Consider the following 16431-nt stretch of genomic DNA (forward strand, 5'->3'; position numbering starts at 1 on the left):
GTGGCCTTCGCTTCTTCAGTGTTTCCACCGGGGGAAGGCACGCGCGAGACAGGGGTTTGTCCCAAGCTCTGAGGGGATGCGCGTCCACTTGTAATGAAAAAATCGACGTGCCTTACAGGCCGCAACCAGGCCGCAACACCTGCTCACAGGCCGCCGCAGTCACGGGGGCTTCGTACACTGTGCCGCATGACCTCTGCGCACGACAACGACGACAACCTCTGGCTCGAAGACATCGACGGCGAAGCCGCTCTGGACTGGGCTCGCCAGCAGAATGCACGCACCGTTCACACCCATGCGCAGTCGCCCGACTTCCAGGCGATCGAGCAGGGCCTGCTCGAGGTGCTCGACTCGGATGCGCGCATTCCGATGGTCAGCAAGATCGGTGCGCTGTACTACAACTTCTGGCGCGACAAGGCGCACCCCAAGGGCCTGTGGCGCCGCACCACGCTCGCCGAATACCGCACGCCCGAGCCCGACTGGGAGACCGTGCTCGACCTCGACGCACTGGCCGCCGAAGACGGCGAGAACTGGGTCTGGCACGGCGCCGACTGCCTGGAGCCTGCCTACGAACGCTGCCTGATCTCGCTGTCGCGCGGCGGTGCCGATGCCGACGTGGTGCGCGAGTTCGACCTCGTGAGCATGACGTTCGTCGAAGGCGGCTTCGCGCTGCCCGAGGCGAAGAACCACGTCACCTGGAAAGACATCGACCACCTCTACGTGGGCACCGATTTCGGCCCCGGCTCGATGACCAGCTCGAGCTACCCGCGCCTGGTGAAGGAGTGGCGGCGCGGCACGCCGCTGGCCGAAGCCGTCACCGTGTACGAGGGCGCGCACGAAGACATGTCGGTGAGCGCCTGGAGCGACCACACGCCCGGCTTCGAACGCGACTTCGTCTCGCGCCAGATCGACTTCTACGACAGCGAGACCTGGCTGCGCGCGCCCGACGGCACGCTGGCCAAGCTCGACGTGCCCGACGACGCCAACACCGGCGTCACGCGCGAGTGGTTGCTGATCGAGCCGCGCGAAGACTGGACCGTGGCCGGCCGCACCTACACCGCCGGCTCGCTGCTGGCCGCGCGCTTCGACGACTACATGGCCGGCGCGCGCGAGCTCACGCTGCTGTTCGAACCCGACGACACGACCGCGCTCGACGACTACTCATGGACGCGCCACCACCTCATCCTCAACGTGATGCACGACGTGGTGAACCGGCTCGAGGTGCTCACGCCGCCGGCGGACGGCCTCGGCGAGTGGGCGCGCGACAGCCTGGGCGGCGCGCCCGCGCTCTCGTGCGTGGCGGCCGGCGGCATCGACGAGACCGAGAACGACGACTATTTCCTGACCGTGAGCGGCTTCCTGCAGCCGACCACGCTGTACATCGGCACCCTCGGCCAGGGCGAGCCGCAGCCGCTGAAGCACAGCCCCGGCTTCTTCGACGCCTCGCGCTTTCGCGTGAGCCAGCATTTCGCGACCTCGGCGGACGGCACGCGCGTGCCCTACTTCGAAGTCGCCGCCAAGGACCTCGTGGCCGACGGCACCAACCCCACGCTGCAGTACGCCTACGGCGGGTTCGAGATCTCGCTGGAGCCGAGCTACAGCGGCGGCATCGGCCGTTCCTGGCTGGAACGTGGCGGCGTCTACGTGGTGGCGAACATCCGCGGCGGCGGCGAGTACGGCCCGCGCTGGCACCAGGCCGCGCTGCAGGAGAACCGCCTGCGCACCTGCGAAGACTTCGCGGCCGTGTCGCAAGACCTGTTCGCACGCGGCATCACCTCGCCCGCGCACCTGGGCGCCATGGGCGGCAGCAACGGCGGCCTGCTCATGGGCAACATGCTCACGCTGTACCCGCAGCTGTACGGCGCCATCGTGAGCGAGGTGGCGCTGCTCGACATGAAGCGCTACACGCAGCTGTCGGCCGGCGCCTCGTGGATCGCGGAGTACGGCGACCCGGAACAGCCCGACGAGTGGGCATTCATCCAGACCTTCTCGCCCTACGAGAACGCCAAGGCCGGCACGCCCTACCCGCCGGCGCTTTTCACCACCTCCACGCGCGACGACCGCGTGGGGCCCGTGCATGCGCGCAAGATGCACGCGAAGCTGCTCGCGCTCGGGCACGACAGCAGCTTCTACGAAAACATGGAAGGCGGCCACAGCGCCGCCGCGGACAACAAGGCGTCCGCCTTCATGGATGCGCTCGGCTACGCCTACCTCTGGCACCACATCGGGAGACCGACATGAACAGCAGCACCGCCGCCACCCTCGAACTGATCGGTGCACCGACCGACATCGGCGCCAGCGTGCGCGGTGCGGGCATGGGGCCCGACGCGCTGCGTGTGGCCGGCCTGGCCGAAGCGCTGGCGGGCCAGGGCTTCACGGTGCTCGACCGCGGCAACCTCGCGGGCCCGGCCACGCCGTGGGCGCCACCCGCCAACGGGCTGCGCCACCTCACCGAAGTGATCGCGTGGAACCGCTCGGTGTACGCCGCCGTCGACACCGCGTTGGGCGCCGGCCACGTGCCGGTGATGCTGGGCGGCGACCACTGCCTGGCGATCGGCTCGATCAGCGCCGTGGCCTGGCACGCACGCCAGCGCGGCAAGAAGCTGCGCGTGCTGTGGCTCGATGCGCACTCCGACGTCAACACCGAGACCACGAGCCCCAGCGGCAACCTGCACGGCATGCCGGTGTCGTGCCTGCTGGGCCACGGGCCCGCGGGCCTCACGGGCTGGAGCGGCGAACCCGCGGCGCTGGCGCACGACGCGATCCGCTTCATCGGCATCCGCAGCGTGGACGACGACGAGAAAAAAGCGATCCGCACGCTCGACCTGACCGTGTTCGACATGCGCCACATCGACGAGAACGGCATGCGCACCACCATGACCGAGGCGCTGCAGGACGTGGACGAAGACACCCACCTGCACGTGAGCTTCGACCTCGACTGCCTCGACCCGGCCGACGCGCCCGGCGTGGGCACGGGCGTGCGCGGCGGGCCGACCTACCGCGAGATGCAGCTGTGCATGGAAATGATCGCCGACACCGGCCGGCTCGGCTCGGTCGACGTGGTGGAACTCAACCCCGCGCTCGACGTGCGCAACCAGACGGCCGAGGTGGCGGTGGAGCTGATCGAGAGCCTGTTCGGCAAGTCCACGCTGGTGCGCTGAGCGCGCCGCCGGTTCAGCCGCGGTTCGGCGACGGCGACACGGGGAAGGTCGTTGCAGCGGGGCGCGCAGACGGCTTCGGTGTCTCGTCCCCCGGCGCAGCATCGGCGGGCATGTCCGGCCCGCCGCCCTGCAGGAAGCGCTCGACCAGCGTGAAGAAGCGGTCGTAGAAACGTTCGTCGGACAGCGTCTCGCTCGCCACCTTGACCATCGCCTCGTTGCTGCCGCCGAAAGGCAGCGAGAGCGAGCCGATGGCGCCCACGCCCAGGCTGGCCGAGTTGCTGCCCTTCTTCAGTCCGTAGCGGTCTTGCAATGCGGTCGCAAAGGCCACGGTGCTGCGTCCGGACGAGGCACTGCCCGCACCCAATTCGCGTGCGCAGACCACGCGGAACTCGACCTCGACGTGGGTCTCGGGCGCGGGCTGGAAGCTCTTGCGCGCGGTCACCAGGTCGGCGTTGGCGGCCGTGACCATGTAGCCCTGGCTCAGCAACGCGCGGCGCGCGGCCTCGCAGGTCTGGGCCTCGCTGGCGGCGTAGTTGCGCGTGTGGGTGGTGGTGGAGTCGAAGTCTTCGGGCTCGAAGGCCTGTCGCGTGCCCAAGGTGCCGCAGCCGGCCAGCACGAGCACCGACAGCAGGCTCGGGAACAGAAACGCCGGCACGCGGGCCGGCGAAGAGAAGATGAAAGCAGCAGAAGAGGTGGGCGGCATGGCAGGGCGGGAAGGACACCGGATGCTAACCACCCGGCGGCTTCGCTTCGAGCCCCCAGCAGGCCGGGGGTTCCCGAAAGGCCCTGAAAGCCCCAGCGCCGACTTCAGGGCATCAGGGGTACAGACCGCGTTCCTGGCGCGCCATCAGGATGCGCTCGCAGGCCACCGCATACGTGGCCGTGCGCAGCGAGATCTTGTGCTTGTCGGCCGTGTCCCAGATCTGGTTGAGCGCGTTCATCATGATGCGGTCCAGGCGCACGTTGATCTCGTCCTCGTCCCAGAAGAAGGACGAGAAGTCCTGCACCCATTCGAAGTACGAGACCGTCACGCCGCCGGCGTTGCAGATCACGTCGGGCACGACCAGCACGCCGCGCTCGGCCAGGATGTCGTCGGCCTCGGGCACCGTCGGGCCGTTGGCGCCTTCGAGCACCAGCTTGGCGGTGGTCTTCTTGGCGCGTTCGGCGGTGATCTGGCCTTCGAGCGCGGCCGGGATCAGGATGTCGCAGGCGACGTCCCAGAAGTCTTCGTTCGGCACGATGTCGCCGCCGGCCTTGAAGCCGACCACGCCGTCGGTGCGCGAGATGGGCACGAGCTGGGCCAGATCGAGGCCGTTGGTGTTCACGATGGTGCCGGTGTGGTCCTGCACCGCGACGATCTTGGCGCCGGCCTCCACGAAGAGTTCGGCCGCGACCGAGCCCACGTTGCCGAAGCCCTGCACCGCGATGCGCGCGCCACGCAGGTCCAGGCCCAGGCGGCGGGCCGCTTCACGGCCGGTGACGAACACGCCGCGGCCGGTGGCCTTCACGCGGCCCAGCGAACCGCCCAGGTGCAGCGGCTTGCCCGTGACGACGCCGGTGGCGGTGCCGCCGGTGTTCATCGAGTAGGTGTCCATCATCCACGCCATGATCTGCGCGTTGGTGTTCACGTCGGGCGCGGGGATGTCGGTGTGCGGGCCGATGATGATGCCGATCTCGCTGGTGTAGCGGCGCGTGACCTTCTCGAGCTCCTGCAGCGAGAGCTTCTTCGGATCGACGCGGATGCCGCCCTTGGCACCGCCGTACGGCAGGTTGACGGCCGCGGTCTTGATGGTCATCCAGGCCGACAGCGCCATCACTTCTTCGAGCGTGACGTCGGGGTGGAAGCGCACGCCGCCCTTGCCCGGGCCGCGGCTCATGTTGTGCTGCACGCGGTAGCCCTCGAAGTGGGCGATGGTGCCGTTGTCCATCTCGATCGGCACGTCGACGATCAGCGCACGCTTGGGGCGCTTGAGGGTTTCGACCCAGCGCGCCAGCGGGCCGAGGTACGGCACGACACGATCGACCTGCGACAGGTAGGTGCCCCAGGGGCTGTTGGCCGTCGGATTGACGAAGGAGAGTTTCTCGTTCATGAAAGATCCCTTGGTTGGAATGGATGGGCGCAACGATATGCCGACTGCGGGCGGTGCGCCATGGCTTATGCATGCCGCGATGGCGGTTATGCAAGAGAAGTTGGAAGGCCCCTTGCGCTGCCGCAAGACGCGGCCCGAAGCAGGTGGATACGCACATGACAAAACCGTCATCCAGAAGTTATCGACCGCGTGGATGCGCTTCGTACAGTCGTTCTCACCAACCAAGCAACCACCTCAAGGAGTGAACGAACATGAAGCTGTCTTCCACCACCCGCCTGCTGAACACCGCCGCCGTCGCCGCCCTGCTCGGCCTCGTGGCCGCGCCGAGCTTTGCCGGCAACTACGCCGAAGGCGATCCGCGCCCCGCCCCCTTCGCGTCGTCGACGACGCGCGCCGCCGTGACGGCCGACGCCCAGCAATGGCTGAAGACCGCGCCCACGCAGGGCTACAACGAGAACATGGGCCAGGAGCCGGTCGTCGTCTCGGCCAACAGCCGCGCCGCCGTGGCCGCCGACACCCAACTGTGGATCCGCTCGGGCCTGGCCGCCCAGCAGTCGGGCGAAGCGGGCGCCGACATGTCGCGCCCCGGCTACCGCGAAGCGCAGGCCGCGTACACCAAGCTGCGCGAAGGCCCGGCCTACGGCGCGCTGGTCGACCAGCTCTCGGGCCGCCAGGCTGCCGCACCCGGCGCGCCCACGGTGCGTTGAATGCGGTAACCCACGGCTTTCGGTAGGCCAAATGACCACAAAAGGGTAGTCCAACGGCATTTCCTTGGTTCTATCTCCTATGGCCGTGGCAAATAGGCCGCATTTTTTGCAGTCGATCGATGTGTGCGCCGGATAATTCTCGAATGCTTGATCTGGACCGCATCGATCTGCGCCTGCTGAAGATCCTTCAGGAAGACGGGCGCATCACCAACCTCAAGCTGGCGGAGGCCGTCGCGCTCTCCCCCACGGCGGTGCTGGCGCGCGTGCAGCGCCTCACGCGCGATGGTTTCATCCTGGGCTACGAAGCCCGCCTCGACCCTTACAAGCTGGGGCGGGGCTTCACCGTCTTCGTCGAGGTGCTACTCGACCGCACCACCGCCAATGTGTTCGACCAGTTCAAGGCCGCCGTGCAGGTGCGCGACGAGATCATGGAATGCCACATGGTCGCCGGCGGCTTCGACTACCTCCTCAAGACCCGCATGGCCGACATGGCCGCCTACCGCGAGTTCGCCGGCACCGTGCTGTGGCAGCTGCCCGGGGTGCGCGAGACGCGCACGTATGCGGTGATGGAAGAGGTGAAGAGCAGCGCGCGGTTGCCGCTCGGGGTCTGAGCCGGCGCCCATCGAGGGCGTTTTTGCCGGCGCAATTGCATGCGACAATTTAATTTTGTCGACAATATGTCGTCCCGCATCGCGTGGATGGCACGCCCCCGAAGAAGCACACCATGGAAAACGAGCCTGGAAAAACGCTGTCCCAGACCATCTCGGACCGCCTGGCCGAGGAAATCGTGCTGCGCCGTTTCCAGCCCGGCGAACGCCTAGACGAACAGACGATCGCGACGCGCTTCGGCGTCTCGCGCAGCCCGGTGCGCGATGCGCTGCGCCAGCTGGCCTCGACACGGCTGATCGAGCACCTGCCGCGCCGCGGCTTCTCGGTGGCGACGATGGCGCCCGCCGACCTCGACGGCCTCTTCGAAGCCTCCGGCGAACTGGAAGCCCTGTGCGCCAAGCTGTGCGCGTTGCGCGCCGCGCCGTCGGAACGCAAGCGCATCGAGTTCGTTCACCAGCAGGCCGGGCGCGCCGCCGCCGAGGGCGACGCGAAAGCCTACGCCGCGCTGAACGAGGAATTTCACGCGCTGATCTACGCCGGCGCCCGCAACAAGACGCTGCAAGACCTCGCACTGAGCCTGCGGCAGCGCCTCGCGCCCTTCCGCTCGCAAGGCTTCTTCACGACAGAGAACCGCCTGCAGCATTCCCATGTCGAGCACGAAGCCCTCGTTGCCGCCCTGCTGGCGCACGACGGTGACGCCGCCGCCGCCGCCATGCACAGCCATGCGGCCAACTCGGCGATGAACGTGCTGCAGCACTTCGACGGCAGCGCCTCCCGCACCCCGTCTTCCAGCGCCGCCGCCTGACGCGGCCGCCGCGCCCCTTCCCTCCCTCCCGTTCCGCTGCCCGCCCCGGCCCGCCGTTCCCGGCGCAGGCCGGCCGCGGCGCGCGCCTGCACGCCCGTTTCAGGTGCATCGCGACAAATCCTTGACTCTCATGAACACCAAAACATAAAATTGCACACAATTCGCAGACACTGAATGCAAAATACCTGTCGCGGATTCCAATCCACCTACAAAGAGGAGTCAATCGAATGTCTTGGATCGCGCTCGCCACTTACCGCCGCGCCGGCGGGCTTGCCCCCGCCCTGGTGATCGACAGCCAGCTGTACGACCTGGAGGCGGCCCGCGCGGCCGGCCTGCCGCCGCTGCCCGAAGCCTGGGTCACGCAAGGCGTCGAAGCCATGCTGCGCGACTGGGCGAACGCCCAGGCCTGGCTGCGCGACGCCACGCCCATCGCCGCCGCGCTGGCCGCCTCGGGCGCGATCCGGCCGGTGGCCGACGGCGCCGCGGCCGTGGCTGCGCCCTTCGTGCCGAGCCGCATCTTCTGCGCCGCCTCGAACTACGCCTCGCACGCCAACGAAATGGGCACCGTGCTGGCGGCCAAGTCGCAGAGCAAGCCGTACATGTTCCTGAAGCTCTCGAACACGGTGATCGGCAACGGCGAGACGATCCAGATGCCGCCCGAGACCAGCAAGCTCGACTGGGAGGTCGAACTCGCCGCCGTGATCGGCAAGCGCTGCCGCCGCATCTCGGTCGAGGACGCGCTCGACGCCGTGGCCTGCTACACGATCGTCAACGACATCTCGGCGCGCGACCTCAACATCCGCGGCGACTACCCGTTCAAGCACGACTGGTTCCAGGGCAAGTGCCACGACACCTTCGCACCCATCGGCCCGTGGCTGGTGCCCGCCTGGCAGATCCCCGACCCGCAGGCCGTGCAGATGCGCCTGGACGTGAACGACGAGCCCATGCAGCAGGACAGCACGGCCAACATGATCTGGACGGTGCGCGAGCAGATCGCCTACCTGTCGACCATCGTCACGCTGGAACCCGGCGACGTGATCGCCACCGGCACGCCGACTGGCGTGGGCATGGGTCGGGGTATCTACCTGAAGCCGGGCGACCGGCTGGTGGCGAGCATCGAGGGCATCGGACGGCTGGCCAATCAAGTGCAGGCAGAGCGCGTCTGAGCGCCGGCACGGCGGGGCCACGGCCCCGTTCTTTCGCATCACAACAAGGTATGGAGACAACGACATGCAACCCACCCGCAGAGGATTCGCCGCGATCGCGCGCGCACTGACCGGCCTCGCCTTCAGCGCGATGCTGGCCGGCGCACCCCCCGCGTTCGCCCAGGAGAAGGTCACCTACAACATGGCCTGGCTGCCGCAGGGCAGCTCGGTGGGCGTGATCGTCGCGCAGGCGCAGGGCTACTTCCGCGAGCTGGGCCTGGACACCGCCATCGTGCGCGGCTACGGCGGCAACCGCACCGCCAACGAGCTCGACCAGGGGCAGTTCGAGTTCGGCTACGTCGACCCGATCAGCCTGGTGCTCAACCGCGCCAACGGCGGCAAGATCCGCATGATCGGCGCCATCAACACGCGCTGGCCCGCCGGCATCTGCTTCGACACCAAGCGCCACCAGCCCAAGACGCCCGCCGACATGAAGGGCCTGCGGCTGGGCGGCGGCTCGGCCTCGCCGGTGCACAACGTCGTGCCCGCCTGGCTGGAGCTGAACCGCCAGCCCAAGGAGAGCATCCGCCTGCTGCGCATGGACCCCGCCGTGGTCGACGCCTCGCTGATCGAAGGCAAGGTCGACCTGGCCGAATGCTGGCGCGGGAGCAACCGCGCCGTCACCCAGAAGCAGGCCCAGGCCGCGGGCGTGACGCTGGGCTGGATCGAGTACAGCGACTTCGGACTGGACGCCTACGGCAGCGGCTTCGCGGCCAGCGAAGACCTGATCAGGAAGCGACCGGAGGTGGTGAAGAAGTTCCTGCGCGCCTCGTACCGCGGCTACGAGTTCGCCATGGCCAACCCCGAGCAGGCGGCCGACCTCATGGTGAAGATGTTCCCCACCACCGACCGCGCCGTGGCGCTGGCGCAGATCAAGGACATGAACGACCTGCTGGTCGACCCGGCAGCCAAGGCCAAGGGGCTGGGCCACCTGCGCGATGACCGCATGCGCGCCACCGTGCAGTTCGTCGACAAGGCCTTCGGCCTGGGCGGCAAGGTGAAGCCGCAGGACGCGTACAGCAACGACCTGCTCGCACCATGAGCGCGGGAGCAACACCGATGGTTCAACGCCCCCGTCCCCAGCGCCTTGGGCACGTCGTGCTCAACGTGCGCGACCTCAAGGCCTCCGTGCGCTTCTACACCGAGATCGTCGGGCTGGAGGTGTCCGACTACATCGAGGACCAGATGGCTTTCCTGCGCTGCGGGAACGACCACCACGACCTGGCGCTGGCGCAGATTGCGCCCGGCGATCCGCAGCATGCGGCCACCTACACGCCGGGGCGGCCCGGGCTGGAGCACTTCGCCTACCAGCTCGGCTCGCTGGCCGAGATCGAGGACGCCGCGCGCTACCTGCAGGCGCAGGGCATCGACATCGTGCGCGGCATCGGCAAGCACGGGCCCGGCGAGAACCTGTTCCTCGTGTTCAAGGACCCCGACGGCAACTACTGCGAGTTCTACGCGGAGATGGTGCAGATCACGCCCGCGCAACCCTACACGCCCCGCGTCTGGAAGAACGACCTCGCGGCCTTCGACCAGTGGCACTTCGACCGGTTCGTGGTGCCGCCGCCCGAGTGGGGGCCGCGCACGGCCGAAGACGAAGGCGACAACAGCGACAACCCGAAGCGCTGAACGCCCACCCCGCGACAAGACACGACACACATAAAAAATCCGGAGACAAGACACATGCACCCCGCCCCTTCCTCGCGCGCCGAATCGTGGCGCCGCTTCACCGACCCCGCCCTGCTGTTCCTCGCGCTGGGCCTGCTGTGGGAGAAATCGGTCGACGTGTTCGGCATCAAGCGCTACCTGCTGCCGCCGCTGTCGCAGGTGCTCGACAGCCTGTGGACCAACCGCATGGCGCTGCTCGTGCAGTCGTGGGTCACGACGCAGGAGGTGCTGGCCGGCTTCGCGCTGGCGGCCATCGGCGGCGTGCTGCTCGGGCTCGCGATCCACGCCATCCCGGTGGTGCGGCGGTCGCTGTACCCGCTCATCGTGGTGTTCCAGGGCCTGCCCAAGATCGCGCTGGCGCCGCTCATGGTGATCTGGTTCGGCTACGGCGACACCTCCAAGGTGCTGATGGCCTTTCTCTTCGCCTTCTTCCCGGTGGTGATCGCCACCATGGGCGGGCTGGCGGGCACGCCGGCGCATCTGGTGGAGCACTTCCGCGCCATCCGTGCCTCGTCCTGGACCACCTTCCGCCGCCTCTACGTGCCCTCGGCGCTGCCGTCGATCATGGACGGCCTGCGCTCGGCCATGCCGCTGGCCGTGATCGGCGCGATCGTGGGCGAGTTCGTCGGCTCCGAGCGCGGGCTCGGCCACCTCATCCTCGAAGCCAACGCCAACGCGCGCACCGACTACCTGTTTGCCGCGCTGGTGGTGATCTCGGTGGTCGCCGGCCTGCTGTACCTGCTGGTCGAACTGGCCGCCAAGCGCATCTGGTGGCGCGGGCTCTGAGCCCCTTCCTTTTCTCTTTCGCCTTTTCCAAAGATTTCAACTCAGGAGACATCCCCATGGCCAAACTGCGTCACATCGCCCTTGCCGTTCCCGATCCCCAGAAGGCGGCCAAGTTCTACAGCGAGGTCTTCGACCTCACCATCGTCGAGCCCACGCATTCGCCCATCGCCGATGGCGTGTACCTCACGGACGGCACCATCTGCCTGGCGCTGCTGAACTACAAGACCGACGAGGCCGCCGGCCTCGAAAAAGGCAAGGACTGGATCGGCACGCACCACTTCGGCTTCTGGGTCGACGACCTCGACGCACAGCGCAAGGCCATCGAAGACCACGGCGGCACCTTCTTCATGGACCTGCCGCACGACAAGAAGAGCCTGTACTACGAGATGAAATTCCGCGACCTCGACGGCGTGGTCTTCGACATCTCCGAAGGCGGCTGGGTGGGGGCCCGCAAGTGAAGCCTGGGACTGTGGCCACCGGCGAGGCGACGGTGCGCGCCCCCGGTGCCATCGACACGGCGATCGGCGTCAGCCGCGTGGCGAAGACCTTCGACGCGCGCCACAGCGTGCGCGCGCTGGAGCAGGTCGACTTCACAGTGCAGCGCGGCGAGTTCGTCTCGATCCTGGGGCCGAGCGGCTGCGGCAAGAGCACCTTGCTGCGCATCGTGGCCGGGCTCATACAGCCCGACGCCGGCGGCGAGGTGCGCGTGCTCGACCACCTGCAGACGCGGATGTCCGACGACGTGGGCGTGGTGTTCCAGACCCACAACATGCTGCCGTGGGAGACCGTGGAAGCCAACATCCGCCTCGCGGCCGAGGTGCGCAAGCTGCCGAAGAAGGACATCGACGAACGCGTGGAAGCGCTGCTGCCGATCCTCAAGCTGGAGAAGTTCCGCCGCAACTATCCGCACGAACTCTCGGGCGGCATGCGCCAGCGCGCCGCGCTCGGACAGATCCTCGTGATGCGGCCCCAGGTGCTGCTGCTCGACGAGCCCTTCGGGGCGCTCGACGCGCTCACGCGCGACCAGCTCAACGTCGAGCTGCTGCGCCTGTGGCAGGAGATGCGCCAGACGGTGATCCTCATCACCCACAGCATCTCGGAGGCCGTCTTTCTTTCGGACCGCGTGCTCGTGATGTCCGAGCGGCCGGGCCGCATCGTCGAGGACATCCGCATCGACCTGCCGCGCCCGCGCGACCCGCGCACCACCAAGGAAGCGGCCGCCTTCGGCCACTACGTGGTGCAGCTGGGCCATCTGATGGGCGTCGACTGACGTCGCCCCTCGCCCCCTTTTTCTTCCGGAGCTTTCTGCCTTGAACCTCTCGAAATTCCACGGCGTCGTGCCCGCCATGGCCACGCCTTTCACCGCCGACCACCGGCTCGACGAAGCCCGCGTCGGCGAGCTGATCGACAGCTACATCCGCGCCGGCGTGCACGGCATCTCGGTCGCCGGCAGCCAGGGCGAGTTCTTCGCCCTGGACACCGACGAGCACATCCGGCTGCTGGAGCTGTCGATGCGCGCCATCGACGGCCGCGTGCCGCTGTACGCGGGCACCGGCGGCGCCACCACGCGCCAGGCCATGGCGCTCACGCAGGCGGCCGAAGCCCTGGGCGCCGACCTGGCGCTGGTGATCACGCCGTATTTCGTGCAGCCCACGCAGGACGAGCTGGTGGCCCACTACACCGCCGTGGCACGCGCGACGAAGCTGCCTGTGATGCTCTACAACAACCCGCCGCGCACCAGCGTCAACGTGCTGCCCGCCACGCTCGCACGCTGCATGCAGGCGGCCGACAACATCGTGGGCATGAAGGACTCGGGCGGCGACCTCACGCAGTCCATCGAGTACCTGCTGACCGCGCCGCGCCCCGCGCTGCTGTTCTCGGGCCGCGACACCATCGCGCTGTCGATGATGTTCCACGGCGCGCAGGGCACCATCTCGCCCGCCGCCAATGTGTTCCCCGAGCTCATGGTGCGCCTGTACGACGCGCTGCGCGCCGGCCGCCACGACGAGGCGCTGCGCCTGTCGAACGTGTTCGCGCCGCTGCGTGCGGCCTGGGCCTGGGGCTCGTTCCCGGTCGTCATCAAGGAGGCCATGACCCTCGCGGGTCGCAGCGCCGGGCCGACGCGCCCGCCCGTGGCCGGGCTGTCCGAGAAGGTGCGCGCCGACCTGCAGGCCGTGGTCGCCCGCATCGCCGAGAGCGCGTAGCCCGCATGCCGGCGAACCCCACCGACGGCGAGCGCCGCTACAACGCGCGCCTGGCCGTCCCGCACTACCAGCGCATCTTCGACGGCTGGGCGCGCGCGTCCGCCGCGGTGCGTGCCGGCGCGCCGGGTCGGCTCGACCTGGCCTACGGGCCGGACCCAGCCGAACGGCTCGACCTGTTCCTGCCCGCAGGCCGCCCGCGCGGCACGCTGATGTACATCCACGGCGGCTACTGGCGCTCGCTCGACAAGAGCGACGCCTCGCTGGTCGCACCGCCCTTCACCGCCGCCGGCTATGCGGTGGCGGTGGTCAACTACGCGCTGTGCCCCGCAGTGAGCGTGGAGACCATCGTCGCGCAGATGCGCAGCGCGGCAGCCTGGCTCGCCGCGCACCACGCGCAGTGGGACGCACCGCCCGGGCGCCTGTTCGCCTGCGGGCATTCGGCCGGCGGGCACCTGGCAGCGATGCTGCTGGCCACGGCACCCGAGGTGAAAGCCGCCGTCTGCATCAGCGCGCTGTACGACCTGCGCCCACTGCTCGACGTGCCGTCGGTGATGGAAGCCACGCGCTTCACGCCGCTCAGCGCGGCGGCCCTGAGCCCCGCCCTGTTGCGACCGGTCGCCAGCGCGCCCTTGCTCACCGCGCTGGGCAGCGAGGAGAACGCCGGCTTTCACGAACAAAGCGGGATCATTCGGCGCCAGTGGCACGGCGTGCACGCCGGCCACATCGACTGCCCCGGCCACGCTCACTTCTCGATCCTCGACGCACTGACGCAAGCCGACGGCGCCATCGCGACCGCGGCGCTTCGCCTGATGCGGTCCTTCGACGACACACCTTCCCCATGATTCCAGACAGCGCCCTCGACACCCTTTTTCGCCAGGCCCGTTCGCACAACGGCTGGCTGCCCCGACCGGTCAGCGAAGCGCAACTGCGCCAGATCCACGAGCTCGTGAAATGGGGGCCGACCTCGGCCAACTGCTCGCCGATGCGCGTGGTCTTCGTGCGCACCGACGAAGGCCGCGAACGCCTGCGCCCCCTGCTCTCGCCCGGCAATGTCGACAAGACCATGACGGCGCCCGTCACCGCGATCCTCGGTTTCGACACGGCCTTCTACCGCGAGCTGCCACGGCTCTTTCCGCACCGGCCCGCGATGCAGGACGACTTCACCGGGCCCGACAAGGAGGCGCACGCGCTGCGCACGGCCTTTCGCAACGCGAGCCTGCAGGCCGGCTACTTCATGCTCGCGGCACGCGCCATCGGGCTGGACTGCGGGCCGATGTCGGGCTTTGACGCCGCAGGCATGGATGCGGCGTTCTGGCACGGCACCTCGGTGCGCACGAACTTCCTGTGCAACCTCGGCCACGGCGACCCTGCCCAGCTGTTCGACCGCCACCCGAGGCTTGCGTTCGAAGAAGCCTGCCGCTTCGCCTGAGGGTCGCACGATGCTTGTCGATGCGACGTTGATCGCCGCAGCCTTCGTGGCGGGCGCCCTGAACGCGGTGGCCGGGGGCGGCAGCTTCCTCACGCTTCCGGCCCTGGTGTTCGCCGGCGTGCCCGCCGTCAGCGCCAACGCCACGGGCACGCTCGCGCTGCTGCCCGGTTACCTGTCGGCGGCCTGGGGCTTGCGCGGCGACACCCAACCGCCGCCCGGGCTGTCCATGCGGACGCTCGTGGTGCTCTCGCTGATCGGTGGCAGCACCGGCGCGCTGCTGCTCCTGTTGACGCCCGATGCCACCTTCCGCCGCGTCGTGCCCTGGCTGCTGCTGCTCGCCACCTTGCTGTTCGTGCTGGCACCGCGCCTCACGGCCTCGCGCCAGTCGGGCGCGCACCGGCCGGCGGTCGCGATGGTCTCGGTGCTCGCCGTCACGGTCTACGGCGGCTACTTCAACGGCGGGCTGGGCATCCTGCTGCTGGCACTGTTCGGCTTGCTCGGCCAGACCCGCCTGCTGGCTGCCAACGGGCTCAAGAACCAGGTGTCGGCGCTGCTCACGCTGATCGCGGTCGCCCTCTATGCCTGGGGCGGCCTCATTGCCTGGCGCGAGGCCGCGATCATGGCGGGCGCCGCGCTGCTCGGCGGCTACCTCGGTGCCCGGGGCGCGCGGCGCCTGCCGCCTGCCTGGCTGCGCGCGGGCATCGTCGCCACGGGGCTGACGATGAGCCTGCTGTTCTTTCTTCGCTCATCGTGAAGGCCCGATGGACGCTGCGCCAACGCGTTCACACGCCGATGCGCTTGAAGGTGTTCGACCGCAGCAGCCCGATGAAGGCCTGGCTCGCGCGGCTGGCACGGTAGGTCGTCCCGAAAGCCAGGCAGGCACGGAACACGAGCGCCGGTTCGAAAGGCACGCTGGCCAGGCCCTGGTTGTGGAACTTGTGCGCCACGATGGGATTTGTGATCGCGATACCCGCGCCGGCCAGCGCCATTTCGCATTGCGTGAGGCTGTAGGGCGTGCTGATCGCAGGCTGCCAAGGCACGCCGGCTTCGACGAAACTGCGCATCATCTCGGCGCATGTGGGAGCCGGCGGAGAAAGCGCGATGACGGCTTCGCCCGCAAGATCGGCAGGGACCAGAACCGCTCGCCGCGCCAGACGATGGCTGACCGGCATGGCGCAGACAGCGGGCACCTCGTAGAAGCTCGAGGCCGTCAGCCCGGCAAGATCGACCTCGTCGCTGAGCACCGCGAAGTCCACCTTCCCCGCCAACAGCGCGTCGCGAATGCTGCGTGAACTCTCCACCATCAAGGTGAGGCGGATCGTGGGAAAGCTCTGCCTGAACTGTCCCACCGTGTCCGGCAGCACTGCGGTGGCAAGCGCATGGAGGCATGCCACCGTCAATTCGCCCTTCGCCGGCGAGCGCAATGCGTCGAGGCGCGCGCCGACGCGCTCCATGGCGCCGAACACCTCGTCGATGTCGCCCACCAAAGCCTGCGCGGCCTCCGTCGCGGCAACGCGGCCATGACGCCGGGTGAGCAACTCCACACCGCAGTCGCGCTGCAGTTGCGACAGCGTCTGCGTCACCGACGGCTGACTGATGTGCAAAGCCTGCGCCGCCCGGCTCAGCGAGCCGAGTTGCACCACGGCCCGCAGCACTTCGAGCTGGCGCAACGTCGGTGTCCAGTCAGGGGCAGGGGCAGGGGCGGATGGGGTCTGACGAGCCATAAGGCCAACTTATATACCCTAAGGCCCGCTGGCTGGCCGCGCTGCT

At 68.7% G+C, this 16431-nt stretch carries 18 protein-coding genes; 15 read left to right on the forward strand and 3 right to left on the reverse strand.

Going from position 1 to position 16431, the window contains the following annotated elements; genetic code table 11:
* Positions 1 to 186 precede the first annotated feature (186 nt).
* Positions 187 to 2238 carry a prolyl oligopeptidase family serine peptidase gene (locus CLU95_RS11920; protein WP_099793329.1) on the forward strand — a complete coding sequence of 684 codons (2052 nt, stop codon included), beginning with the start codon at positions 187 to 189 and terminating at the stop codon, positions 2236 to 2238.
* Positions 2235 to 3158, forward strand: a complete 924-nt coding sequence (gene rocF, locus CLU95_RS11925) for an arginase (RefSeq protein WP_099793331.1) — start codon at positions 2235 to 2237, stop codon at positions 3156 to 3158. Before CLU95_RS11920 ends, rocF begins: the two co-directional genes overlap by 4 nt.
* A 13-nt stretch (positions 3159 to 3171) precedes the next feature.
* On the opposite strand, the gene CLU95_RS11930 is transcribed toward rocF, so the two are convergent.
* Together CLU95_RS11930 and CLU95_RS11935 are read right to left on the reverse strand one after the other, a co-directional pair.
* Positions 3172 to 3861 (reverse strand): DUF2242 domain-containing protein, encoded by a 690-nt coding sequence (locus CLU95_RS11930; RefSeq protein ID WP_099793333.1) that lies wholly within the window; start codon positions 3859 to 3861, stop codon positions 3172 to 3174.
* A gap of 112 nt (positions 3862 to 3973) precedes the next feature.
* Complete coding sequence (locus CLU95_RS11935) at positions 3974 to 5248, reverse strand: Glu/Leu/Phe/Val family dehydrogenase (RefSeq protein WP_099793335.1); 1275 nt, start codon at positions 5246 to 5248, stop codon at positions 3974 to 3976.
* Positions 5249 to 5499: 251 nt separating this feature from the next.
* Between CLU95_RS11935 and CLU95_RS11940 the strand changes: the two genes are divergently transcribed.
* The 13 genes from CLU95_RS11940 (at position 5500) to CLU95_RS12000 (ending at position 15415) form a co-directional block, all read left to right on the forward strand.
* The gene (locus CLU95_RS11940) at positions 5500 to 5955 is read left to right on the forward strand and encodes a hypothetical protein (RefSeq protein ID WP_099793336.1); all 456 of its coding nucleotides are present in this window, start codon (positions 5500 to 5502) and stop codon (positions 5953 to 5955) included.
* Positions 5956 to 6098: 143 nt separating this feature from the next.
* On the forward strand, positions 6099 to 6566 hold the full coding sequence (locus CLU95_RS11945; protein ID WP_062478450.1) for an Lrp/AsnC ligand binding domain-containing protein: 468 nt from the start codon (positions 6099 to 6101) through the stop codon (positions 6564 to 6566).
* Positions 6567 to 6679: 113 nt separating this feature from the next.
* Positions 6680 to 7369: a GntR family transcriptional regulator gene (locus CLU95_RS11950; RefSeq protein WP_099793338.1), complete on the forward strand. Its 690-nt coding sequence runs from the start codon at positions 6680 to 6682 to the stop codon at positions 7367 to 7369.
* Between the two features lie 227 nt (positions 7370 to 7596).
* The gene (locus CLU95_RS11955) at positions 7597 to 8535 is read left to right on the forward strand and encodes a fumarylacetoacetate hydrolase family protein (protein ID WP_099793340.1); all 939 of its coding nucleotides are present in this window, start codon (positions 7597 to 7599) and stop codon (positions 8533 to 8535) included.
* 64 nt (positions 8536 to 8599) lie between these two features.
* Positions 8600 to 9616, forward strand: coding sequence for an ABC transporter substrate-binding protein (locus CLU95_RS11960; protein ID WP_099793342.1), 1017 nt, complete (start codon positions 8600 to 8602; stop codon positions 9614 to 9616).
* A gap of 17 nt (positions 9617 to 9633) precedes the next feature.
* On the forward strand, positions 9634 to 10203 hold the full coding sequence (locus CLU95_RS11965) for a VOC family protein (protein ID WP_099793344.1): 570 nt from the start codon (positions 9634 to 9636) through the stop codon (positions 10201 to 10203).
* Between the two features lie 54 nt (positions 10204 to 10257).
* A complete protein-coding gene (locus CLU95_RS11970) occupies positions 10258 to 11028 on the forward strand; it encodes an ABC transporter permease (RefSeq protein ID WP_099793346.1) in 771 nt (256 codons plus the stop codon).
* A gap of 56 nt (positions 11029 to 11084) precedes the next feature.
* The gene (locus CLU95_RS11975; protein WP_070063818.1) at positions 11085 to 11486 is read left to right on the forward strand and encodes a VOC family protein; all 402 of its coding nucleotides are present in this window, start codon (positions 11085 to 11087) and stop codon (positions 11484 to 11486) included.
* On the forward strand, positions 11483 to 12298 hold the full coding sequence (locus CLU95_RS11980) for an ABC transporter ATP-binding protein (RefSeq protein ID WP_235926969.1): 816 nt from the start codon (positions 11483 to 11485) through the stop codon (positions 12296 to 12298). Before CLU95_RS11975 ends, CLU95_RS11980 begins: the two co-directional genes overlap by 4 nt.
* Before the next feature lie 40 nt (positions 12299 to 12338).
* Positions 12339 to 13232, forward strand: a complete 894-nt coding sequence (gene dapA / locus CLU95_RS11985) for a 4-hydroxy-tetrahydrodipicolinate synthase (protein WP_099793348.1) — start codon at positions 12339 to 12341, stop codon at positions 13230 to 13232.
* A 5-nt stretch (positions 13233 to 13237) separates the two neighbouring features.
* Entirely contained in the window at positions 13238 to 14074 is an 837-nt protein-coding gene (locus CLU95_RS11990) for an alpha/beta hydrolase (protein WP_099793350.1), read from the forward strand.
* Positions 14071 to 14661, forward strand: coding sequence for a malonic semialdehyde reductase (locus CLU95_RS11995; RefSeq protein ID WP_099793352.1), 591 nt, complete (start codon positions 14071 to 14073; stop codon positions 14659 to 14661). The genes CLU95_RS11990 and CLU95_RS11995 overlap by 4 nt, the downstream gene beginning before the upstream one ends.
* A 10-nt stretch (positions 14662 to 14671) precedes the next feature.
* A complete protein-coding gene (locus CLU95_RS12000) occupies positions 14672 to 15415 on the forward strand; it encodes a sulfite exporter TauE/SafE family protein (RefSeq protein WP_099793354.1) in 744 nt (247 codons plus the stop codon).
* 28 nt (positions 15416 to 15443) lie between these two features.
* Here CLU95_RS12000 and CLU95_RS12005 read toward each other — a convergent pair whose 3' ends face one another.
* On the reverse strand, positions 15444 to 16331 hold the full coding sequence (locus CLU95_RS12005; RefSeq protein ID WP_180288584.1) for a LysR family transcriptional regulator: 888 nt from the start codon (positions 16329 to 16331) through the stop codon (positions 15444 to 15446).
* Between the last annotated feature and the right edge of the window lie 100 nt (positions 16332 to 16431).

The sequence above is a fragment of the Variovorax sp. 54 genome, assembly GCF_002754375.1.
GTDB lineage: Bacteria > Pseudomonadota > Gammaproteobacteria > Burkholderiales > Burkholderiaceae_C > Variovorax.